Raw genomic sequence first — 23112 nt, 5'->3', positions numbered from 1 at the left:
CTTCAGAGCAATTCCGCCTGCCGGCTGCGGCCGGCCGGCTTTGCCTTGCTGCGCGGCCGGGCGGCGGCATCCGCGGCACCGGCCAGCACCAGTTGCGCGACGAAGTCGGCATATTCGGCGCGGGTCATCGGCCCGCCCTCGCGAAACCACATATAGTGCCAGTTCAGCATGCCGAAGACGCTCATCGTCAGCGGCTTGAGCACGCGCTTCTGCTTCGCCGCCGGCGCCGCCGCGGCGAGCGCATCCGACATGATCCCGACAAGGATCCGCTCGCTCGCAAGCAGCGGCTGCTGCTTGTCCTTCGGCAGCAGCTTGAGACTTGCGATCTGGACCTGATGCTCGGCGTCGGCATGCCGGTAGAGCTCGAGCAGGGTGCCAACGATTGCCCTGAAGCGCTCGATGGGATCGCCGGCCGACGCGCTCGCCTTGCGAACCGCTGCCACCAGCGTCTCGAGATGCGACGACAGGATATCGAACAGGATCGCCTCCTTGTCCGGGTAATAGTGATAGAGCAGCGCCTTCGAGACACCGCACGCATCCGCGATCGTGTTCATCGACGTGCCGACATATCCCGATGCGGCAAACAATTCGGCCGAGCGATGCAGCATCGAGAGGCGCTTGTCGTCGTAGTCCTTGGCGCGCGATCGGGCCATGTCGTTCCGTTCCATCGGCCGCCGTCCGGCCTTCGTCAGAAGATGTCGCTCAACGGCAAGGTTCCGGAACACCGCCCTGGCTGGGCCGCATCCGAACCATCATTTATTGACCATCCGGTCAGGCAATTCCATGGCTGAATTGGAATGGCGCCCTGTCGTGCGGACACGCGATGCTGCCATCCGGGACGTCAGTCGAGCTTGAACGGCTCCGATCCCGGATAGGAATGGGCGACGAACTCGCAAAAGGCTCGGGCCGCCGGCGAAAGCGTCGCGTTGCCCTTCCAGGCCAATCCGACATCCATGGTGTGGACATCGTCGTCAAGCGTCTTGAGATCGATGCGATGTCCCTCGAGCGACCAGGGACGGTAGACCATGTCCGACAGGATCGTGATCCCCATCCCGGTCGCGACCATGCTGCGCACGGCCTCCACCGACAGGGTGCGGAAGATGACGTTGGGAACGTACGCCGTGTGCTGCCAGTAGCGCATCGCGGAGCGTTCGGCCTCGTCGACGGTCAGCATCAGATACGGCTCGCTCGCGAGGTCCGCCAGCTTGACGCTGTCCTTGCGCAGCAGCGGATGATTGACGCAGGTCCACAAGCGCCGCGGCGAGCGCAATAGCAGCCGCGAGCGGATCGAGTGCCGGTCGTGCAGGTTCGCGATCAGCATGATCGCCGCATCGACGCTGCCGCTGATCAGGCTCTGCTCGATTGCATCGCGTTGAAACTCGTGCAGCCGGACCGTGATGCCCGGAAAGGTTCGCCAGAACCGCGTCAGCAGCGGCGGCAGGAAATATCCGGCAACGGTGTAGCTCACCGCCACGTCGACTGTGCCGTCGACCTGCGTTCCCCAACGATGCGGCCCCCGTGTCGCATCCGACACGCTCGCCTCGATCGCGCGGGCGCGCTGCAGGAATTCGTGGCCGTCGAAGGTCAGCGTCACACCGTTGGAATGGCGGTCGAACAATTTGCGGCCGAGTTCGGCCTCGAGCGCCTTGATCGACGAGGTGACCGCCGACTGCGTCACGTTCAAAGCCGCCGCGGCCGCGGACACGCGACCGCTCTCCGCCGTCGCGATGAAATGCCGGACTTGACGGAACGTCAGAGACATAAAAATTTCCGATATCAGCGAACGATATTTCGAATTTTACAATCCCGCGACGGAACGGAAAAATCAATCCGTCGGTTCCGGGTGAGAAGGCGTTGGGATGATGTCCGATGGTTTGGAATTGGTCGCTCGCAGTGTCAGCGTCCAATTCGAAGGCCTGAAAGCGCTGTCCGACGTTACACTGGCCGTGCCGCGCGGGTGTATCGTCGGACTGATCGGGCCCAATGGCGCCGGCAAGACCACTCTTATTAATGTGTTGACCGGCTTCCAGCCGGTCGGCACCGGCACCGTCGAGCTGGAAGGCGAAACGCTGAACGGCATTGCAGCGCACATGCTGCGACGCAAAGGCGTGGCGAGAACCTTTCAGTCAGGCCGACTTTTCCGCGACCTGCCGGTCATGGACAACCTGGAAGTGACCGGCGTCGGCCTCGGCCAAGGCCGGCCCGACGCGATCAGCGAGGCCGAACGGGTTATGGCCTGGCTCGGCATTTCGCATCTCGCCAACACCATCGCCGGCGCGCTGCCCTATACGGACGAACGCCGTGTCGCGATCGGCCGCGCCATCATGTGCACGCCGCGCTATCTGCTGCTCGACGAGCCCGCCGCCGGCATGTCGGAGCATGAGAGCCACGAGCTTGCCGCGATCATTCGCCGCATCGCGGGCGAGCTCAATGTCGGCGTGCTGTTGATCGAGCACAATATCGGGCTGGTGCTCGAGCTCTGCGAACGCATCTTCGTGCTCGACTCCGGCGAAATCATCGAGGTCGGCACGCCGCCCCAGATCCGCGACAGCGATGCGGTGCGACACGCCTATATGGGCACGCAGCGCGACGAATTGCTTGCACCGCTCCCGGCCGACGCGGCCGTCGCGTCATGACCGCGCTCGTCGTCAACGACATCACGGTCAGCTATGGCCGCCTCACGGCACTCCGCGGCGTGACGTTGACGGTCGACGAAGGCGAGATCCTGTTCGTGACCGGCCCGAACGGCGCCGGCAAGTCGACGCTGCTGAGCGCCATCGCGGGCGTCGTGCCGCCGGCCTCCGGCTCCATCATGATCGATGGCGTGGGGATTGCCGGCGCCGCGCCCGAAGACATCGCCCGGCGCGGATTTTCGCTGGTGCCGGAGGGACGCAACGTCTTCGGCGCGCTGACGATCGAGGAGAACCTGAAGGTCGGCACCGGCATGCGCGCCGACCGCAGGACAATCGCCGACGACCTCGATCAGATCTACGAAGAATTCCCAATGCTGGCCGAGCGCCGCCACACCCCGGCGGGCATGCTCTCCGGCGGCCAGCAGCAGATGCTGGTGATCGGCCGCGCGCTGATGGCCGCGCCCCGCATCATGGCCATTGACGAGCCGTCGCTCGGCCTTGCGCCGAAGATCATCGACCAGGTCTACGAAATCCTGCTGCGGCTGCGGGCACTGCGCAAGCTCACCCTCCTGATCGTCGAGCAGAGTTCGACGCGCGCCATGATGACGGGCGGGCGGATGGTCCTGATCCGCGGCGGGCGCATCGTGCTGGAGGGCCCCGCCGCCGACATGGTCAGGGATGATCGCCTGAAGCAGAGCTATTTCGGCTTCGGAGATCACTGAGATGCGTGAGCTGCTCCAGATCATCTTCGACGCGCTGAGCCTCGGCAGCCTCTATGCGCTGGGAGCGCTCGGCATCGCCCTGATCTTCGGCGTCATGCGGCTGGTCAACTTCGCCCATGGCGATTTCATCGCCTTTTGCGTGTTCGCCATGCTGTGGCCTTCGATCGATGCGGCGGCGGTGGTCTTTGCCGGCCAGTTGCCGTTCTATCTTCTGATCCCGCTGCTGCTCCTGACCGGCGCCGCGCTGTCGATCCTGTCGGAGATCGTCGTCTTCCGGCGCTTCCGCAACGCCAATCCGGCGACGATGATGATCGCGTCCTTCGCGCTCGGCTTCGTCATCCGACATCTCCTGCTGATGCTGTTCTCCAGCCGGCCGAAGTCGATCACGCTGTGGCCGAGCCTCGGCCTGCCAGTCGAATTCCTCGGCGCCCACATCCCGATGCTCCAAGTCGTGACCATCATCATCACGCTGGCGGTGCTGGTGATCCTCGTCCTGTTCCTCAAGCGCACACGCTACGGGCTCGAGATGCGCGCGGCCGCCGATAATTTCACCATGGCGCGCATGCTCGGGGTCCGCGCCAATGGCGTGATCCTGCTGGCCTTCGCCATCAGCGGCATGCTGGCGGCGGCGATCGGGCTGATCCTGGCGACGAATTCCGGCACCGCCGACATCGGCATGGGCGCCAACGTGATGCTGATCGCGTTCATCGCGACCGTAATCGGCGGCCTCGGCAGCATTCCCGGCGCGGTTGCCGCCGGCTTCCTGATCGGTGCGGCCAGCGTCGTGTTCCAGGCGACCCTGCCGCACGACGCCCGCGTGTTCCGCGACGCGTTCGTCTACGGCGCCGTCATCGTCGTCCTTCTGGTGCGGCCGCAGGGCCTGTTCGCACCGAAATCCGCCAAGCAGAGGGTCTGATCGATGTCGCAGCGGCCGTCCGTCATCCGGCAAACGATCATCACGCCGATCGTGCTGATCGTGGCGCTGCTCATCATGGCTGCCCTCTCCTATCAATTCGGCAGCCGGGCCTTCAACCGCACCGTGGTCGAGATGTTCATCAACATCATGGTGGTGGTTGGCCTCTACGTGTTCGTCGGCAATTCGGGCCTGCTGTCGTTCGGCCATATCAGCTTCATGTGCCTGGGCGCCTACATGACCGCATGGCTCACCATTCCGCCGGTCATGAAATCGATCACGCTCAAGGGCCTTCCGGCGTGGCTGCTCCATGCACAGCTGCCGATGTGGGTGGCGACACCGATCTCCGGGATATTTGCCGCCCTGTTCGCGCTGATCGTCGGGCGCGTCATCATGCGCCTGTCGGGCATCGCCGCCTCGATCGCGACCTTCGGCCTGCTCGGCGTCATCAACAACGTCTATTCGAACTGGGACTCGGTGACCGGCGGGCAAGGCTCGATCGTCGGCATTCCACCCACCATGAACGTCTGGACCGGATGGATCGGCGGCGCCGTGGCGATCGCGATCGCCTATCTGTATTCGATCTCCCGCTCGGGCCTCGCGCTGCGCGCCACCCGCGACGAAGCGGTCGCAGCCAGCGCCTCCGGCATCGACATCGTCCGCGAGCGGCTGATCGCCTTCGTCGTCAGCGCCTTCATCATCGGGCTCGCCGGCGCGCTGTACGCGCACTTCCTGAGCATCGTCAATCCCGGCGCATTCTATCTGCGGACCACCTTCATCACGCTGTCGATGCTGGTGGTCGGCGGCATGTACAGCCTCAGCGGCGCCGTCTCCGGCGTGGTCGCGATCTCGGTCCTGATCGAGCTGTTCCGCGATCTCGAGAAGGGCATCAGCATCGGCGGGCATACCGTCGGTTTGCCGAACGGTGCCCAGGAGATCGCGATCGGCATCATCACCATCGTGATCCTGATGTACCTGCCGAGCGGGTTGACCCGCAACCGGGAGTTCTCCTGGCGCCGATGGCCGTTGCAGCGGCGCCTGGCCCGTCCGGTCCAGACCGCATTGAAGGAACTGCACTGACGCCCGTTTTGTACAATTGGAGGAGTGGCATATGCGCTTGACGACATTACTCGGCATTCTGGCCGGAGCATCCACGCTCTGGTTCACGCCGGCCCAGGCGGCCGACGAGATCGTTGTTGGCTTTGCGACCGCGGCATCCGGATTCATGCAGGCCTATGACAAGCCGGCGCAGGACGCGGCGCTGATCCGGATCGACGAGATCAACAAGGCCGGCGGCCTGCTCGGCAAGAAGCTCAAGCCGGTGTTTGCCGACACCAAGACCGATCAGGCCGAAGGCGCCAAGGCCGGCCTTGCGGTGCTCGACCAGGGCGCCGACCTCGTGATCGTCTCCTGCGACTACGATTTCGGCGCGCCCGCGGCGCTGCAGGCGCAGGCCGCCGGCAAGGTTTCGTTCTTCCTCTGCGCCGAATCGATCAAGGCCGGAATTCCCGGCGTCGGCCCCTTCTCGTTCTCGGCCTCCGTGCTGGCACCGGTGCAGGGCGCAACCATGTCGGAATGGGCGTACACCAAGAAGAACGCGCGCAGCTTCTATCGGCTGCTCGACAGCTGGACCGTCTATAACAAGGGCATCTGCGACGGCTTCGACTGGATGCTGCCGCGCCTGAAGGAAGCCAAGCTGGTCGGCAGCGACACCTTCAAGAACGACGACGCTTCGATCGCCTCGCAGATCACCCGGATCAAGAGCCTGCCGAAGGAACCTGACGCCATCATGCTGTGCACGATGATGCCGGGCGCCGTCTCCGCCATCAAGCAGATCCGCGCCGCCGGCATCAAGTCGATGATCCTCAACGGTTCGGGCGTCGACGGCAGCTACTGGATGAACGCCGTTCCCGACCTCTCGAACTTCTATGTTCCGGTACAGGGCTCGGTCTATGGCGACGACCCGAACCCGAAGGTCAACGAGTTCAACAAGAAGTACAAGGAAGTCACCGGCGGCGACCCGTCGAGCCAGTACGTCTATCCGGGCTACGTCCTGATCGACGTCTGGGCCAAGGCGGTCGAACGCGCCAAGTCGACCGATGCGGCGGCCGTCGTGGCCGAGCTCGAGAAGATGAACAACGAACCCACGCTGTTCGGGCCGCGCACCTTCACTAAGGACATCCACCACCAGAACCAGGGCCGTTACCTGATCGTCGACACCGAGGCCGGCAAGCCGAAGGTCATCGACCAGTGGACGATCTCGGAAAAGATCCCGCTCGACTATCTGGTGTCCAAGTAATCGGCAACGCGCCGCCCTGGGTGCGCCAGACGTACGCAGGGCGGCCTCGCTGCCGGTCCTCTACGAAGCCTGTTGGAAGGAAATCAGGAGATGGTCGTGATCAACTGCGACATGGGCGAGGCCTACGGCCTCTACAAGATGGGCGACGACAGGGCGTTGATGCCCCATATCGACGTCGCCAACGTCGCCTGCGGCTTTCATGCCTCAGACTTCAATCACATGCGCAAGACCGTGCAGCTCGCGAGGGAGTTCGGCGTCAAGGTCGGCGCGCATCCCTCGCTGCCGGATTTGCAGGGATTTGGCCGCAGGGAGATGAAGATCAGCCGCGAGGAATTGTCCAACTGCCTGCTCTACCAGATCGGCGCGCTCAAGGCGTTCCTGGACGCCGAAGGCATGCCGCTCAACCACATCAAGCCGCACGGCGCGCTGTACGGCATGGCGTCGCGCAACGAGGACATTGCGGAGGCCGTAGCTGATGCCGCTGACGTCTACAAGGTGCCGCTGCTCGGCATGAAGGGAACGCTGCACCAGCAGGTCTATGAGCGCCGCGGTCACGCCTTCGTCGCCGAGTATTATGCCGACCTCGACTACAATGCCGACGGCAGCCTGATCATCACGCGCGAGCACGAGGCGAAGGACCCGGCCGACGCCGCGACCCGATGCGCGAGAGCCGTCAACGAGGGCAAGACCCGCACGGTCGCGGGAAACGACATCGTGGTCGGCGCCGATTCGATCTGTATTCACTCCGACACGCCGAACGCCGTCGCCATCGCGGAGGCCGTCCGCGAAGCGGTCCGCCCCTACCTCACCGCGCGCTGAGCCGTCGCGGCAAAGAAACCAATTACGTACGAGGAAACAATGGCAACGCAGCAGATCTTCTCGCCGCTCCCGGGCATCTTTTACCGCAAGCCCGCACCCGACAAGCCGGTCTACAAGAACGACGGCGACGTCGTCGTGGAGAGCGACACGATCGGGCTCATCGAGGTGATGAAATCGTTCAACGAGGTGAAGGCGGGCGCCGCCGGCAAGATCGTTCGCTTCCTGGCCGAGAACGAGGATGCCGTGATGGCCGGCCAGCCGATCGCCGAAATCGACGTTTGAGCCCCAACCAGTCATGGCGATCAGAAAACTCCTCATAGCTAATCGCGGCGAGATCGCGGTGCGCATCATTCGCGCCGCGCGCGATCTCGGCATTGCGACCGTTCAGGTCCACAGCAAGGCCGACAAGGACTCGCTCGCGGTCCGGCTCGCCGACGAAGCGGTCGATATCGGTCCGCCGCAGGCGTCGAAATCCTATCTCAACCAGGCGGCGATCCTCGCCGCGGCGCAGAGCACCGGTGCCGATGCAATCCATCCCGGCTATGGCTTCCTCGCGGAGAACGCCGAGTTCGCGGCCGCCGTCGAAGCGGCCGGAATGATCTTCGTCGGCCCGACCGCGCAATCGATCCGGCTGATGGGCGACAAGGTTGCCGCCCGCGAGGCCGCCGCCTCGGCCGGGGTGCCGACCGTGCCCGGCAGCCAGGGGCGGCTGGAGTCTGCGGAAGCGGCCTTCGCGCTGGTCGAGAAAACCGGCTTCCCTGTCATGATCAAGGCCGCTGCCGGCGGCGGCGGACGCGGCATACGCATCGCACGGTCCGCTGAGGAATTTCATCATCTGATGCCGCAGGCCCAAGCTGAGGCGCTGGCTGCATTTGGCGATGGCGGGCTCTATGTCGAGAAGCTCGTCGAAGGCGCACGGCACATCGAGGTCCAGGTGCTCGGCGACGGACGCGACGTGATCCATTGCTTCGAGCGTGAATGCTCGTTGCAGCGGCGCCGCCAGAAAGTGTGGGAAGAGGCGCCCTCGCCGTCGCTGACCCAGGCCGTGCGTGAAAAGCTATGCACCTCGGCCGTGGCGCTGGCCAAGGCGGTCAACTACCGCGGCGCCGGGACGCTCGAATATCTCTACGACGATAGAACCGGCGAATTCTACTTCCTGGAGATGAACACCCGGATCCAGGTCGAGCATCCCGTCACCGAAATGGTCACCGGCATCGACCTCGTGCGCGAGATGATCCGTATCGCCGGCGGCGAACCCTTGCGCATCCGCCAGGACGAGGTGCGCGTCAGCGGCCATTCGATCGAGGTCCGTATCAATGCCGAGGATCCCGCCAGGAATTTCCTGCCCAATCCGGGCACGGTGAACGCGCTCGGCGTACCCGGCGGTGACGGCGTGCGCTTCGACAGCATGCTCTATCAGGGCTACACGGTGCCGCCGTTCTACGACAGCCTGCTCGGCAAGCTGATCGTGCACGACAAGGATCGGCCGAGCGCCATCAGGCGGCTCGAACGCGCGCTGGCCGAGCTCAGCGTCGAGGGCATTTTCACGACAAAGCCCCTGCACCAGGCGCTGGCGCGTGACGCCGACGTGCAGGCCGGACGCTTCCATACGGCGTGGCTCGAGCCATGGCTGGAGTCCCATGCCGCAGCCCTCGCCACCGCTCAGCCACCATCGGCCGTCAAGGTCGCACCATGATGACGAAACAATCCGCTCCGTCAGCAACAGGAGGCCGCTAGTCATGCAAACCCGATTTTCCTTCGGCGGCGACGAGCACATCTTCGCCGAGGTCGGCGAGGCAATGTCGCTCGAGGCCTTTTTCAAGAGCCTCTTCATCACCAACGCGGTGCGCGACGCAAAGATCAGGGGCGTCACCGAGATCTGTCCGGCCAACGCGTCCTATCAGGTCAAGTTCGATCCCGATCAGATCAAGCCGGACGATCTCCTCACCGAGTTGAAGCGGCTGGATTCCGCATCGGAGAAATCGGAACCGGTGATCAAGACGCGGATCATCGAGATTCCCGTGCTCTACAACGATCCCTGGACGCATGAAACGCTGATGCGCTTCCGCGAACGTCATCAGGACCCAAACGGAACCGACCTCGAATACGCCGCCCGCATCAACGGCCTCGACAGCGTCGACGCCTTCATCAAGGCGCATTCCAGCGCACCCTGGTTCGTCTCGATGGTCGGCTTCGTCGCCGGACTGCCCTTCCTCTACCAGATGGTCGAGCGCAAGCGGCAGCTGCAGGCCCCGAAATATCTGCGTCCGCGCACCGACACGCCGAAACTCACCGTCGGGCATGGCGGCTGCTTCAGCTGCATATACTCGGTGCGCGGCGCCGGCGGCTACCAGATGTTCGGCATCACGCCGATGCCGATCTATGACCCCAACCAGAGCATCAGCTATTTGCGCGACTTCATGTGCCTGTTCAAACCGGGCGACATCGTGAAGTGGAAGCCGATCGACCGGGCGGCCTATGACGCTGCGGTCGCCGACGTCGACGCCGGGCGCTTTGCTCCGATCATCCGTGATGTCTCGTTCTCGCTGACCGAGTTCAACCGCGACGTTGATGCCTACAACGCCAAGCTCGATGGAGTTCTCCATGGCCGTTAAGGTTTTGAAGCCGGGTCTTGCGACCACCGTGCAGGATCTCGGACGTCCGGGCTATTATCACATCGGCATTCCGCTCTCCGGCGGCATGGACCGTCACGCGCTCGCGGCTGCCAATCTGCTGGTCGGCAACGAGGCCGGCGCGGCCGTGCTCGAAGCCGTGTTCATGGGACCAGAGCTCGAATTCACCGAGGACGCCATCGTCGCAGTCACCGGCGCGGAACTGCCGCCGAAACTCGACGGCGCGCCGCGCGAGACCTGGACCAGCTTCAAGGTGAAGCGCGGCCAGATCCTCTCCTTCGACTTCCTCAAGCAGGGGGCGCGCGGCTACATCGCAGTCGCCGGCGGCATCGACGTGCCCGTCGTTCTCGGCTCGCGCTCGACCTACGCGCTCGGCGCGCTCGGCGGCTTCAAGGGCCGCAAGCTCGAAGCAGGCGACGAACTGCCGATCGGCCATGCCGCCGCGACAGGCAAGGAAGGACGCAGCGTCGCCAGGGATTTGCGCGGACAACCGGCGGGAATGCCGACCGAGCTGCGCGCGATGCCTGGTCTTTACTGGCACCGCATCACCGAGGCGGCCGGCAACGGATTCTTCTCCGACACCTGGAAGGTTGCGCCGGAGGCGGATCGGATCGGCTATCGTTTCAAGGGCGGCAAGCCGCTCGAATTCGTTCCACGTGAACCGCCGTTCGGCGCCGGCTCCGACCCGTCCAACATCACCGATGCCTGCTATCCCTACGGCTCGATCCAGGTTCCCGGCGGCACCGAACCGATCGTGCTGCATCGTGATGCAGTCTCCGGTGGCGGTTACTTCATGGTCGGGACCGTCATCGCGGCAGACATGGACCTGATCGGCCAGCTGCAGCCCAACACGCCGGTGAAGTTCGTCAAGGTCGATATGAACGAGGCGCTCGCGGCGCGCAAAAGCCGCTCGGAGTTGCTCGGCAGGCTGCACAGCGCATTGGCATAGTCGCCGGTCACCTGCCTGCCCGCCAAGACCGCGGTCACCGATCTGGTGACCGCGTGATCACGTCCTGCGCTTCAGGCCGTCGGTTGCGGCCTCTCAGGTCCGGAATCGGCGCCGCCGCGCTCTCTCGGCTTGTCGGCACGAGAGTTGCAAAGAATACCGCCGGGCTGAGAAACACCGCTCATGAGTTAGGCAACATCGGAACAACCGCGATGTCCGTTTCTCTGAAACAGATCCGTTACTTCGTCGCCGCCGCCGAGACCGGGCGCATCAGCCAGGCGGCGATCGACCTCAACGTCTCGCAATCCGCGGTCACCGCGGCGATTCAGCAGCTCGAAGCGACCGTCTGCGCCCGCCTGCTGGAGCGCGCGCCGAACGGCGTGACCGTTACGATGGAGGGCAGCCGATTCCTGTCGCAGGGTCGCCAGATCCTCGCTGCCGTCGCCGAGGCGGTGCGCAACACGCAGATATCGGCGGGACCGCTGTTCGGCACGATCCGCATCGGCGTCACCTATACCGTGTCCGGTTATTTCCTGCCGCGCCACCAGAAGCGCTTCCAGGCAAGCTTTCCCGGCATCACGATCGAGCTGTTCGAGGCACCGCGCGACGTGCTGGAACGCGCGCTCGTCGACGGTGCGCTCGACCTCGCTGTGATGCTGGTCTCGAACCTGCGCGACAACGCCATGCTGACGAGCGAGACGCTACTGCGATCGCCGCGCCGCCTGTGGCTTGCGCCCGAACATCCGCTGACCCGCGCCGAGCGGGTCCATCTCGCCGACATCGCAACCTATCCCTACGTCATGCTCACCGTCGACGAAGCCAAGCACACCTCGATGCGCTATTGGAGCAATGCTTCGCTCGAGCCGAACACGATCTTCCGCACCTCGTCGGTCGAGGCCGTGCGCTCGATGGTCGCAGGCGGCATGGGCATCGCCATCCTCTCCGACCTGATCTACCGGCCCTGGTCGCTGGAGGGACAGCGGATCGAGACCCGCGTCATCGAGGACGAGGTGCCCAGCATGGATATTGGTCTTGCCTGGCGGCGCGACATCAGGCCGTCGGAAGCTGCGATGGCGTTCCGCGATTTCATGCGCTTTGCAGTTGCTGGCGTCGGCCCGGGGCGCCCCCCCGTCAGCATGGATCCCCGGCACCAGGCCGAGGAGGCGATCGAAATCTAGAATATCTGTTTCCGTTTTATTCGACTTGACGCCGTGCGGCTGTCCTCGCCAAACTTTGTCCGGGGACACGACGACCGGAGGCACAGCCGGCGGCGGGGAGTGAGACATGCAAGTCACCTACACGACCAATGACATCCCGTTGCAGAGCCGCCGCCAGTACTGGCAGGAGGTCGTCTCGAAGACTTACTACTCGCTCGACCTGCGTTTCCCGAGCACGCGCGAGTTCGACGCCCGCCTCGGCGCCTGGTCGATGGGTCCCCTCTCGGTCTCGCGAAACATCGCCAATGGCCTGCTGTACAAGCGCCATGAGCGGCATCTCCTGAGCGAGCGGGAGGAATCCTTCCTGATCACGGTGCCCGAGCTTGCGGAAATCCGCTTCGAACAGGACGGCAAGGTGGTGCACTGCCGGCCCGGCGCATTCCTGATCGAGCGCAGCCATCTGCCCTACGAGTTCAGCCATCAGGACCCGACGGCGTTGTGGTGCCTGAAGATCCCGAGCGCGGTGCTGCGCGCACGTATTTCCCGGCCGGAGCGCCTCGCTACGCTGCAGTTCGACGCCAGCCGCAGCGTCGGCGCGCTGTTCGTCGACACGCTGCGCCTCTCCGGCGAACGCATCGAGGAGATGGACGACACCGCCCGCACGATGATGGGCAAGCACCTGATCGAGCTGCTTGCGATGGCGATCGAATCCGACGACCGTGTGCTGACCGGCCACTCGTCCTCGGTGCGCAACGGGCATCTATTGCGCTGCGAACAGTTCATCCGTGCCCGGCTCGATGACATGCGGCTCACGCCGCAGATGATCGCCGACGGCTGCGGCATCTCGCTGCGCTATCTGCACCAGATCTTCGAAGGCGAGGGTCTGACCGTCTGCGCCTATATCCGCAACCAGCGGCTGGCGATGTGCGACGCCCTGCTGCGCGATGCGAGCTGCCGCAAGAGCATCTCGGAAATCGCCTATCAATGGGGCTTTGCCGACCAGGCGCAATTCAGCCGCAACTATCGCGGCCGGTTCGGCTGCACCCCGAGCGAAGCGCGCGCCACCTCGCGCGCCGCCAACGCCTGACGACGGCACCACTACCGCACCGCCCCTGATCGTTTGTTGGGCAGCCGCCGCCGGTTCGGGCAGGCATGGTCTGCCAAGCGGTTCGCTCTCTCGCACAAGTCTTCCTGCGCTCAGCGTCAAGAAGGCGGGCCGCCGCTCTGCCTAAGATCGGCGAAACACTTGTTCGAAAGGGAGACGCATGGTGCAGGACCTTCGTGTGGCTGTCGATGTCGGCGGCACATTCACCGACATCTGCATTATGGACGAGACGACTGGTCTCATCCGCATCGAGAAGACCTCCTCCACGCGCGATCCGATCGAAGGGATCATGGGCGGCGTGTCCAAGGCCGGGATCGATCTGTCCAGGGTGGCGCTGTTCTCGCACGGCACGACGGTTGCCACGAACGCGTTGATCACGCGCCGCCTGCCCCGCACCGCCGTGGTGACGACCAAGGGGTTCCGCGACGTCATCGAGATCCGGCGCGCCAACAAGGAAGACCTCTGGGACACCTACAAGGACGTCGTGCGGCCCTATGTGCCGCGGCGCGATCGCCTGACCGTGCCCGAGCGCGTCGATGCCGGCGGCAAGGTGATCGAGCCGCTCGACGTCGAGGCGGCGCGCGACGTGGCACGCATCCTCAAGCGCCGTGGCGTCGCCGCCGTCGCGGTCTGCTTCATGAACGCCTATCTCAACGGCGCAAATGAGCGCGCGATGCGCGACATCCTGCTGGCAGAGATGCCCGATATTCCGGTGTCGATCTCCTCGCAGGTGCTTCCCGAAATCTTCGAGCATGAGCGGTTCTCGACCACGGTTGCCAACGCCGTCGTAAGCCCGGTCGTCGTTAACTACACGAGCCGGCTCGGCGAGCGCCTCGCCCACGAGGGATACACCCGCGATCTCCTGCTGCTGCACACCGGCGGCGGGGTGATGACGCCGGCGAGCGTCAAGGACTTTGCCGCCCGCCTCGCCGGCTCCGGCATCGCCGCCGGCGCGATCGCCAGCCGCTATATCGCCGGCCTCTGCGGCTTTCCCAACTCGATCGGCCTCGACATGGGCGGCACGTCCACCGACGTGTCGCTGGCTTATGAGGGCCACTCGCGCGTCACCAAGGACTGGCACATCGAATTCGGCTACCCGATCCGCTTCGCTTCGATCGAAGTGCTCACGATCGGTGCCGGCGGCGGCTCGCTGGCGTGGACGGATCCGGCCGGCTCCCTGCGCAACGGACCGCAATCGGCCGGCGCCCACCCGGGACCTGCCTGCTATGGCAACGGCAATACGCAGCCAACCAACACCGACGCCAATGTGACGCTGGGCCGGCTCGGCACCGATCTTGCCGGCGGCAAGGTCAAGCTCGATCCGGCATTGGCCGAGCAGGCGGTCGAAGACGGCGTCGCAAAACCGTTCGGCCTCGGCCTGCATGAAGCCGCGGACGCGATCGTCAAGGTTGCCAATGCCAACATGTCGGATGCGGTGCGGCTGATCTCGATCAGCCGCGGCTACGATCCGCGCGACTTCGCGCTGGTGGCGTTCGGCGGCGCCGGCGCCCTGCACGGGGTCGACGTCGCGCGCGAGCTGTCGATTCCGGTCGTGATCGTGCCGCCCAATCCCGGCGTGACTTCCGCGCTCGGATGCCTGCTCGTCGACATGCAGCACGATTTCTCGCAGAGCTGCATGGTCGACGCCGTCGACGCCGACGCCACCGAGATCGAAGCGCAGTTCGCCGAACTCGAGAAAGCCGCGCTCGCGCGCCTGATCCATGAGGGCGTCGCGCAGAACGACATCGTGCTGCAACGCTCGATCGACATGATGTATCGCGGCCAGTGGCGTTCGCTTGCGGTGAACGCGCCGCAGCCAATCGGCGCGATCGCCGACCTGGTGCAGAGCTTCCACGCCGAGCACCAGCGCGAATACAATTTCCGCCGCGACACCGCACCTGTCAGCTTCTTCCGCCTCAACCTGAAGGCCGTCGGTGTGGTTCCGAAGGCCGAATTTGCCGTTCACAAGCCGACTGGCGCTAGCCCCGGGCCGGTCAGCCGCCGCAGGGTGTGGTTCGAGGGCAGCGGGCTCGATACGCCCGTCTATCAGCGCGACGACCTGCCCTGCGGCTTCTCCTTTCAAGGCCCCGCGATCATCGAGCAGCTCGATGCGACGACTGTCGTGCCGCCCGGCGCCAGCGCCGAGGTCGACAAATATCTCAACATCATCATCCGCGTGAAGGAGTGAACCATGGCCACGGCTCTCCCGCTCGATCCCGTGACCTTCGAGGTCCTGAAGAACTCCTTCATCACCAGCGTCGACCAGATGGGCGAGCAGGTCTTGAGGACCTGCTACTCCTTCGTGATCTACAACCGCGACTTCTCGAGCGCGCTGCACGACGCCAACGGCGAATGCGCGGCGCAAGGCAACCAGGACATCGCCGTCCACGTCGGCACACTGCATTTCACCTGCAAGGACGTGATGCGCCATTTCGAAGGCGACATGCATGAGGGTGACGTCTTCGCGATCAACGATCCCTATGCCGGCGGCACGCACTTTTCCGACGTGCGGCTGATCCGCCCGATCTTCGCCGACGGCAAGATCATCGCCTTCAGCCAGTCCAACGGACACTGGTCGGACGTCGGCGGCAGCGTGCCGGGATCGTTCGACGTCGCCGCTCGCGAGATGTTCCGCGAGGGCCTCCGCATTACGCCGGTCCGCCTGTTCGACAAGAACGGCCTGCGCAAGGACGTCGCGCATCTGATCGCCTCCAATACCCGCGATCCGGCCTCGATCATCGGCGATATCCAGGCACAGGCCGAAGCCACTGCGGTCTGCGAACGCGAGATCCTGCGCCTGGTCGGCAAATACGGCCGCGATACCGTCGAGACCGGGCTTGCGGCCGTGCAGGACTATGTCGAGCGCTCGGCCCGCCAGCGCATCGCAGCGCTCCCTGACGGCGAATGGGAAACCGTCGACTATATCGACCGCGATCCGGCCGGCGGCGAAGGCATGATCCCGATCCGCATCAAGATGACGATCAAGGGCGACCGCGCGATCTACGACTTCACCGGCAGCCATCCGACCATCGGCTCGATCTACAACTCGGCGTTCGGCGCGACCTTCTCGGCGGTTGCGGCCGGCATGAAGACCTTCTTCCCCGATCTGCCGCTCAATTCCGGCTTCTACCGCTGCTTCGAGATCATCGCCCCCGAAGGCTCGATCGTCGATGCCAAATGGCCGATCGCGGTGACCGGCTTCCTGATGCCGTTCGAGAAGATCATGAACTCGATCTACGAAATGTGGTCGAAGTTGATGCCGGAGCGCGCGCTCGCCTGCGCCTTCAATCTCGAATATCTGCTGACCGGCGGGCTCGACGCCCGCAGCGCCGACAAGCCGATCTTCATGTTCTACGACTGGCTGCCCGGCGGCTGGGGCGGACGCAACGGCAAGGACGGCAGCAACGTCACGACCGCCTGCTTCGGCACCGGGCTGATGTCGCAGCCGGTCGAAGGCCAGGAGCGCGCCAACCCGATCCTGACCACCGAATGCGAGATCCTCAAGGACTCGCCCGGCCCCGGCAAATGGCGCGGCGGCGCGGGCGTCGTGAAGACGTCGCGGATGCTGCAAGCCGAGAAGACCGTGATCTCCTATATCTGCGACCGCGAGCGGGCCATCGTGTGGGGTATCGAGGGCGGCCTGCCGTCGATGCCGCACGGCCTGACCCTGAAGCGCGCCGGCAGCGCGGCCGAGGAGCGGCTCGGCTCGATCTTCTCGGACGTTCCGATCGGCGAAGGCGACGTGTTTTCGCGCCCGACCGCCGGCGGCGGCGGGTTCGGCGATCCGCTGGAGCGCGATCCGAACCTCGTGATCGAAGACATCAAGGACGACTACGTCTCGGTCGAGCGCGCCGCCAAGGACTATGGCGTCGTGGTGCACACGATCGATGCCGAGCTCTGCAATTACGAGGTCGACAAGGTCGCGACCGCGGCGCTCCGCGCCAGGATCCGCTCCGAACGCGTCGCCAATGTCCGGCTCGATCCGGAGACGGTCGCGCAGCGTTACCGCAGCGGAGAGCTCAACACGTTCGACGTGATCCGCAAGCACGCGGTGATCCTCGACTGGGGCACCGGCGCGCTGCTTGCCGAATCCACCCGCCAGTTCCGCGAAGCGTTCGAGCGGCGCTCGGTCGCGATGTGGAAGGCGGGCTGATCGTCATCGACGGCGGCGCCGCCGGCAGACGGCGCGGCCCATCTAGCGAAAGAGAACGAGAAGCCACCGCCCTGCAGTTTCATTCGAACCATGAGGATTGCGCTATGACGATCTCGACGTGCCTTTCTTCCAACCGGCTGTGGCCGATCCGCTCCGTGCTCGGCATCGCCGCCGCTCTCGCCCTTGCCAGCGCCGCCACGCCGGCGGCGGCGGGGACGGAGACGCCGTGGTTTCCGATGAAGGTCTACGACGCGTCATCCGGCACGCCGAAGCCCGCTGACTACACGCCGCTGCCGAAGGCCGAGAAGCCCTACAAACTGTGCGTGCTGTTTCCCCACATGAAGGACAGTTTCTGGGTCGCCGTCGCCTACGGCATCGTGAAGCAGGCCGAGGCGATGAACGTCAACATGAACCTCTACGAGGCCGGCGGTTACGAGAATCTGCCCAAGCAGCTGTCGCAGTTCGACGACTGCATGGCAAGCGGACCGGATGCGATCATCGTCGGCGCCATCTCCGGCGCGGGCCTCAGCAAGAAATTCGAGGAAGCCAAGGCCAAGGGCGTGCCGGTGGTCGGCGTCACCAATCCGCTGCCGCCCAACGCGCTGCCCGCGGCCAATTATGTCGACTTCGTCGCGATGGGCGAGGTCACCGGCGACGGTCTGCTGGCGCAGGCAAAGCCCGGCGATAAGCTCAATATCGTTACGTTCCCCGGTCCGGCCGGCTCAGGCTGGGCAGAGTCGTTCAACGAGGGCTTCAAGAAGGCGATCACCAAGAACCCGAACGCCAAGATCCTGGCCGAGAAGTTCGGCGACTCCGGCGTCGCCGTGCAGCTTCAGCTCATCCAGGACGCGCTGCAAGCCTATCCCGCCATGAACGTGATCTGGGGCACCGCCCCCACCGCCGAAGCCGCCATCGGCGCGGTTGCCGAGGCCGGCCGAAGCGACCTGAAGATCGTATCGTCCTACGAGAACCAGGCCATGCTCGATGCGCTGAACCGCGGCGACATCCTCGCCTTCGCAACGCAATATCCCGTCGGCGAAGGCGCGATCGCAATCGACCAGGCGGTGCGTCTGATCGAGAAGAAGCCGGTCATGAGCCTGGTCCAGCCGGTGGCCACCGTCATCGACAAGACCACCGTGCCGAAATTGCAGATGGATCTCGTGCTGGCGCCTGCAAGCTGGACACCGGTCTATTCGGTCAAGGCCAAGTAGGCCGAACGACCGGGGCGGGAGCACGACTCCCGCCTGCCCGATCACGGCCACGGAGACGCGGATGAACCTCGAGATCGATCCGAAGCCGGCCGCGCCCCTGCTTCAGTTGCGCGGCATATCGAAGCGATTCACCGGTGTCCGGGCACTCGACCGCGTCGACCTCGATGTCCGTGCCGGCGAACTACACGTCCTGTTTGGCGAGAACGGTGCCGGCAAGTCGACCCTGATCAATGTCGTCTCGGGCACCTTTCCACCCGACGAGGGCACCTTTCATTTCGGCGGCGGGGAGATCCACCATCTGACGCCGCAGCGCGCGCGAGAGATCGGCATCAGCCCGGTGTTTCAGGAGTTTTCGCTGATCCCGAGCCTCACAGTTGAAGAGAACCTGTTCCTTGGCCGCGAGATCACGCGCGGCGGCGTGCTGCATTCGCGCCAGATGCGCAAGCGCGCCAGCGCGCTGATCGACGAGCTCGGCTTCGACCTCGATCCCGCGCGACGGATCGACGACCTGTCCCGCGCGCATCAGCAGATGGCCGAGATCGCCAAGGCCCTGCTCGGCCGCGTCCGCCTCCTGATTCTCGACGAGCCGACCGCGTCATTGACCGAACGCGAGACCGGACGGCTGTTCGAACTGATCGCGCGCCTGAAGTACCAGAATGTCGGGCTGATCTACGTCTCGCATCGCATGCGCGAAATCCGCGCGCTGGCCGACCGCGTGACGGTGCTGCGCGACGGCCGTCACATCCGGACCCTCGACGCCGCGACCTCGACCGACAGTGAGCTGGTGGAGTTGATGACCGGCCGCACCATCGACCTGCTGTTCCCCGCCATCGCCCACCAGCCGGACAAGGTGATGGTCGAGGTCGAGAACCTGACGCTCGCCGACGGCAGCGTTACAGGCGTCAATTTCCATGCCCGAGCCGGCGAGATCACCGGCATCGCGGGCCTCGTCGGGTGCGGCAAGTCGAAGCTGATCCGCGCGATCTACGGCATCGAGCGCGCGTCGACCGGCACGATCCGGATCGGCGGTGCGCCTTACGAATTTCCAACCCCGAGGCACAGCCTCAAGCGCGGCGTCGCCTACTTTCCCGCCAACCGGATCGCCGAAGGGCTCGCGCTGTCCCGTCCGATCCGCGAGAACGCGTCGATGACTGGGCTAGACCTGCCGGCCTTCGCCCGCTTCGGCATTTTGCGGCAGGCCGCCGAACGCGTGAAGATCGCGGGCATCATGGGACAGCTGCAGCTCAGGCCGCCGAACATCGAACGGAGCGCCGGCGCATTGTCCGGCGGCAATCGTCAAAAGGTGATGCTGGGACGCGCGCTGACGCGCGAGCTCACCGTGTTCCTGTTCGACGAGCCGAGCGTCGGCATCGATGTCGGCGCCAAGCTCGAGGTCTACGAGTTCATGAAGCGCCTCGTCGACGCGGGCGCCGCCGTGATCGTGGTGTCGTCCGAACTGCCCGAGGTGCTGGCGCTGTCGAACCGGCTCTACGTCATGCATCAGGGCCGTGTCGCCGCCGAGCTGACCGGCACTGAGAAGACCGAACAGAATGTGCTCTCGAGCTTCTTCCGCGAGCATCTGACCGCGGAGGTCGCATGAACACGGCCCTCGTCGTCGCCGCGCCACGGCGCTCGGTCAGCCTCCGGTCAATCGCAGGCCGAATCGGGTTGCTGCCGGCTCTGCTTGTGCTGCTGGTGGCCGGCATGTCGGCGATCGATGCGCAGTTCTACGGCCTCATCAACGTCCTCAACATCCTGCGCAATGCCTCGCTGCTGGCGATCGTCGCCTGCGGCCAGGCGCTGGTCATCATCGCCGGCGGCTTCGATCTTTCGGTCGGTGCGGTCGTGGCGCTGGCGAGCGTCGTCACCGCAAAGACCATGGCGGTCACTGCGGCCGCCTTTCCCGGCTCCAACGGCCTCATCATCGCCAGCGGGGTCGCGGCCGGGCTCGGTTGCGGCGTGGTGGTCGGGCTCGTCAATGGCTTCTGCGTGGCACGGCTCAAGGTCTCCGGCTTCGTGGTGACGCTGGGCACGATGTCGGCGACCACCGGTGTCGGCCTCATGATTACGAACGGCATCCCGGTTTACGGCATGCCCGAGATCTTCGTGAAAGGCTTCGGCCGCGCGCAGGCGCTCGGACTGCCGACGGCCGCCCATGTCGCGCTGATCGTGATCCTGGTGATGGTGTTTGCACAGCGGCGCACGCTGTTCGGCCGCTACGTCTACGCGATCGGCGGCAATGTCGATGCGGCGGTGGTGTCGGGCGTGACGATCCAGCGTCATATCGTCGGCACCTACGTCGTCTCGAGCGTGCTTGCGGCATTGACCGGCATTCTGCTGACGGCGCAGGTCGGCTCCGGCCAGGCCAGCTTCGGCGGCGACCGGATGATGCTGCAATCGATCGCCGCCGCGGTGATCGGCGGCGTCAGCCTGCGCGGCGGCGTCGGGCGCATCGAGATCGTCGCCGTCAGCGCATTGTTCCTGACCATCCTCGGCAACGCGCTCAACCTCCTGCACGTCGACTCGCGGCTTCAGCCGGTCTTCCTCGGCATCATCATGGTCGCCGCCGTGGCGCTCGACGAACTCAGCCGACGGAGCAAGCCGCGTGTCTGACCTCGAATTGACCGTTGCCAAGGACACCGACCGCCCGCAGCTGACGCTTGGCCGCCGGCTCTGGAGCGCGGTGCTGCCGGTCGCATTGGCGGTGCTGTTGCTCGGCTTCGCCGCCGTGGACCACGGCGTGCTGTCGCCGGCCAATTTGCTCAACATCGCGCAGCAGACCAGCTATCTGGCGCTGTTCGCGATGGCGCAGACCGTCGTCATCCTGACCCGCGGCTTCGACCTCGCCCTTGGCCCGACCGTATCGATGGTGAGCGTCGGCACTGCGCTCGCGATGGCCGGCGCCACCGCGTCGGGCCATGGCCCGGCCGCCGTGCTGCTCGCCGGGCTCGCGGCCGGCTTCGCGCTCGGCATCGCATGCGGCCTGTTCAACGGCGTGGTCGTCGCGTTGCTCGGCGTCAATCCGTTCGTCGCGACCCTGGGCAGCTACAACATCGCGATCGGGATTGCGACCACGCTTTCGTCGGGACGGCCTGTCCAAGGCGTGCCTGCTCCGTTCTCGCAGATCTTCTACAGCGGCAGCATCTTCGGTATGCCGGCAGCGATTGCGATCACCTTCGCAGTCGGCGTCGGACTGCATTTGCTGCTGGCCCGCACCGTGTTCGGCCGCTCGCTCTATTTGATCGGCACCAATCCGCGCGCCGCGGCGGTCGCCGGCCTGCCGGTCAAGCGCATTCTGGTCACGACCTATGTGCTGTGCTCGGGGCTTGCCGCGCTGGGTGCGATCATGATGACGGCGCGGACCGGGTCGGGTGAACCTAACCTCGGCGGCGCACTCTCGCTGCAGGCGATCGCCGGCGCCGTGGTCGGCGGAACCAGCCTGGCCGGCGGACGCGGCGGGGTCGGCACCGCGGTGCTCGGCGCGCTGTTCATCACGATCCTGTCCAACGGCATGAACCTCACCCGGATCGACGGATACGTCCAGATGGTCGTGCTCGGCGCGATCGTCATCATCGGCGTCCTGCTGGATCGCCTGCGGCAGGAACGGAGCGCATGATGGCAGGCACACCGATCCGGAACATCCCGGTCGCGGCGCGCGATACACCGACATCGATCTATATCGCACCCTCGCTCGCCGCCGCGCTCGATGCGCTGAACGACTGCGGAGCCGCAGGTTCTCCCCTGGCCGGCGGCACATGGATCATGCGATCTCCGATCCGGCACGAGCCGCTCAGGCCCCACTATGTCGCGATCGGAAGGATCGCCGAGCTGACCGCAATCCGGATCGGCAGCGACGCAGTCGAGATCGGTGCGGCAGTCACGCACGCGGCGCTAGCGGCAGCCTTGGCCGACCTTCCGGAATTTGCCGGCCTCGCCGCGGCCGCCGGACGCTCCGCCAACCCCGCGATCCGCGCGATGGCGACGATCGGCGGCAATCTCGCGGCATCGGACTTCGCCGCGGCGGATTGCGTGCCGGCGCTGCTGTGTCTCGACGCCGAGGTCGAGATCTCGGGCCGCGACGGTTGCGAGCGCATCAGCCTGGCGCACTTCCTCGAGGTCCGGTCAACCCTCGCCTCCGGCCGGCTGCTGACACGGATCATCGTGGCGCGGACGGAACGCAGGACCGCCCATATCCGACTGCCGCTGCGCAGGTCGGGCGACTATCCGGTCGCCATCGTCAGCCTTTCAGTCCGCGTCGATGCGGCGAACCGGATCAATGTGGCGCGGATCGCGGTCGGATCGGTCGAATCAAGCGCGCGCCGCTGGCCGCGGCTTGAAGCAGCACTTCTCGGACGTCCACTCGACGCCGCAGAAGCGGCACGGATTGCCGCCGAGCTCAGCGACGAATTCACCGGCCGTGACAGCGTCGATGCGCCGGCTTGGTATCGTGTCAGCGTGCTGCCCGGCCTCGTCCGCCGTGCAGCGATCGCTGCGCTCGGCTCATGAACGCGCGGGGATGAC

21 protein-coding genes are annotated in these 23112 nt (G+C 65.4%); 19 read left to right on the top strand and 2 right to left on the bottom strand.

Annotated features, from left to right (window positions below):
* Positions 1 to 2 precede the first annotated feature (2 nt).
* Both CK489_RS16970 and CK489_RS16965 read right to left on the bottom strand, forming a co-directional pair.
* Positions 3 to 653, bottom strand: a complete 651-nt coding sequence (locus CK489_RS16970) for a TetR/AcrR family transcriptional regulator (RefSeq protein WP_095733669.1) — start codon at positions 651 to 653, stop codon at positions 3 to 5.
* A gap of 188 nt (positions 654 to 841) precedes the next feature.
* On the bottom strand, positions 842 to 1762 hold the full coding sequence (locus tag CK489_RS16965; protein WP_050629243.1) for a LysR substrate-binding domain-containing protein: 921 nt from the start codon (positions 1760 to 1762) through the stop codon (positions 842 to 844).
* A 97-nt stretch (positions 1763 to 1859) separates the two neighbouring features.
* Between CK489_RS16965 and CK489_RS16960 the strand changes: the two genes are divergently transcribed.
* From CK489_RS16960 to CK489_RS16870, 19 genes are all read left to right on the top strand, one after another.
* Positions 1860 to 2636, top strand: a complete 777-nt coding sequence (locus CK489_RS16960; protein ID WP_245350400.1) for an ABC transporter ATP-binding protein — start codon at positions 1860 to 1862, stop codon at positions 2634 to 2636.
* Positions 2633 to 3355 (top strand): ABC transporter ATP-binding protein, encoded by a 723-nt coding sequence (locus tag CK489_RS16955; RefSeq protein ID WP_095733038.1) that lies wholly within the window; start codon positions 2633 to 2635, stop codon positions 3353 to 3355. Before CK489_RS16960 ends, CK489_RS16955 begins: the two co-directional genes overlap by 4 nt.
* A gap of 1 nt (position 3356) precedes the next feature.
* Complete coding sequence (locus tag CK489_RS16950; protein ID WP_095733037.1) at positions 3357 to 4271, top strand: branched-chain amino acid ABC transporter permease; 915 nt, start codon at positions 3357 to 3359, stop codon at positions 4269 to 4271.
* A gap of 3 nt (positions 4272 to 4274) precedes the next feature.
* On the top strand, positions 4275 to 5348 hold the full coding sequence (locus tag CK489_RS16945; RefSeq protein WP_050629246.1) for a branched-chain amino acid ABC transporter permease: 1074 nt from the start codon (positions 4275 to 4277) through the stop codon (positions 5346 to 5348).
* Between the two features lie 31 nt (positions 5349 to 5379).
* A complete protein-coding gene (locus tag CK489_RS16940; protein ID WP_094194042.1) occupies positions 5380 to 6567 on the top strand; it encodes an ABC transporter substrate-binding protein in 1188 nt (395 codons plus the stop codon).
* A 90-nt stretch (positions 6568 to 6657) separates the two neighbouring features.
* Positions 6658 to 7386 carry a LamB/YcsF family protein gene (locus tag CK489_RS16935; protein ID WP_050629247.1) on the top strand — a complete coding sequence of 243 codons (729 nt, stop codon included), beginning with the start codon at positions 6658 to 6660 and terminating at the stop codon, positions 7384 to 7386.
* A 39-nt stretch (positions 7387 to 7425) separates the two neighbouring features.
* Positions 7426 to 7668, top strand: coding sequence for an acetyl-CoA carboxylase (locus CK489_RS16930; RefSeq protein WP_050423756.1), 243 nt, complete (start codon positions 7426 to 7428; stop codon positions 7666 to 7668).
* Between the two features lie 13 nt (positions 7669 to 7681).
* Positions 7682 to 9082 (top strand): acetyl-CoA carboxylase biotin carboxylase subunit, encoded by a 1401-nt coding sequence (locus CK489_RS16925; protein ID WP_095733036.1) that lies wholly within the window; start codon positions 7682 to 7684, stop codon positions 9080 to 9082.
* 43 nt (positions 9083 to 9125) lie between these two features.
* Positions 9126 to 10001 carry a 5-oxoprolinase subunit B family protein gene (locus CK489_RS16920; RefSeq protein ID WP_050629249.1) on the top strand — a complete coding sequence of 292 codons (876 nt, stop codon included), beginning with the start codon at positions 9126 to 9128 and terminating at the stop codon, positions 9999 to 10001.
* Positions 9991 to 10968, top strand: coding sequence for a 5-oxoprolinase subunit C family protein (locus CK489_RS16915; protein ID WP_095733035.1), 978 nt, complete (start codon positions 9991 to 9993; stop codon positions 10966 to 10968). Before CK489_RS16920 ends, CK489_RS16915 begins: the two co-directional genes overlap by 11 nt.
* 209 nt (positions 10969 to 11177) lie before the next feature.
* Positions 11178 to 12143, top strand: coding sequence for a LysR family transcriptional regulator (locus CK489_RS16910; RefSeq protein ID WP_095733034.1), 966 nt, complete (start codon positions 11178 to 11180; stop codon positions 12141 to 12143).
* A gap of 106 nt (positions 12144 to 12249) precedes the next feature.
* Positions 12250 to 13209 (top strand): AraC-like ligand-binding domain-containing protein, encoded by a 960-nt coding sequence (locus tag CK489_RS16905; protein WP_245350399.1) that lies wholly within the window; start codon positions 12250 to 12252, stop codon positions 13207 to 13209.
* A 181-nt stretch (positions 13210 to 13390) separates the two neighbouring features.
* The gene (locus CK489_RS16900) at positions 13391 to 15415 is read left to right on the top strand and encodes a hydantoinase/oxoprolinase family protein (protein ID WP_198960941.1); all 2025 of its coding nucleotides are present in this window, start codon (positions 13391 to 13393) and stop codon (positions 15413 to 15415) included.
* Positions 15416 to 15418: 3 nt separating this feature from the next.
* Positions 15419 to 17380 carry a hydantoinase B/oxoprolinase family protein gene (locus CK489_RS16895; protein WP_095733032.1) on the top strand — a complete coding sequence of 654 codons (1962 nt, stop codon included), beginning with the start codon at positions 15419 to 15421 and terminating at the stop codon, positions 17378 to 17380.
* A 104-nt stretch (positions 17381 to 17484) separates the two neighbouring features.
* A complete protein-coding gene (gene torT / locus CK489_RS16890) occupies positions 17485 to 18591 on the top strand; it encodes a TMAO reductase system periplasmic protein TorT (RefSeq protein WP_095733031.1) in 1107 nt (368 codons plus the stop codon).
* Between the two features lie 61 nt (positions 18592 to 18652).
* Positions 18653 to 20191, top strand: coding sequence for a sugar ABC transporter ATP-binding protein (locus CK489_RS16885; protein ID WP_095733030.1), 1539 nt, complete (start codon positions 18653 to 18655; stop codon positions 20189 to 20191).
* Positions 20188 to 21204 carry an ABC transporter permease gene (locus tag CK489_RS16880; protein WP_095733029.1) on the top strand — a complete coding sequence of 339 codons (1017 nt, stop codon included), beginning with the start codon at positions 20188 to 20190 and terminating at the stop codon, positions 21202 to 21204. Before CK489_RS16885 ends, CK489_RS16880 begins: the two co-directional genes overlap by 4 nt.
* Entirely contained in the window at positions 21197 to 22207 is a 1011-nt protein-coding gene (locus tag CK489_RS16875; RefSeq protein ID WP_095733028.1) for an ABC transporter permease, read from the top strand. Before CK489_RS16880 ends, CK489_RS16875 begins: the two co-directional genes overlap by 8 nt.
* Positions 22204 to 23097, top strand: a complete 894-nt coding sequence (locus CK489_RS16870) for an FAD binding domain-containing protein (RefSeq protein ID WP_245350398.1) — start codon at positions 22204 to 22206, stop codon at positions 23095 to 23097. The genes CK489_RS16875 and CK489_RS16870 overlap by 4 nt, the downstream gene beginning before the upstream one ends.
* Positions 23098 to 23112: the final 15 nt, after the last annotated feature.

This window comes from Bradyrhizobium sp. UFLA03-84 (assembly GCF_002289535.1).
Taxonomy (GTDB): domain Bacteria; phylum Pseudomonadota; class Alphaproteobacteria; order Rhizobiales; family Xanthobacteraceae; genus Bradyrhizobium; species Bradyrhizobium viridifuturi.
The sequence above is the reverse complement of the archived record's forward strand: the minus strand, read 5'-3'. Positions and strand labels throughout refer to the sequence as shown.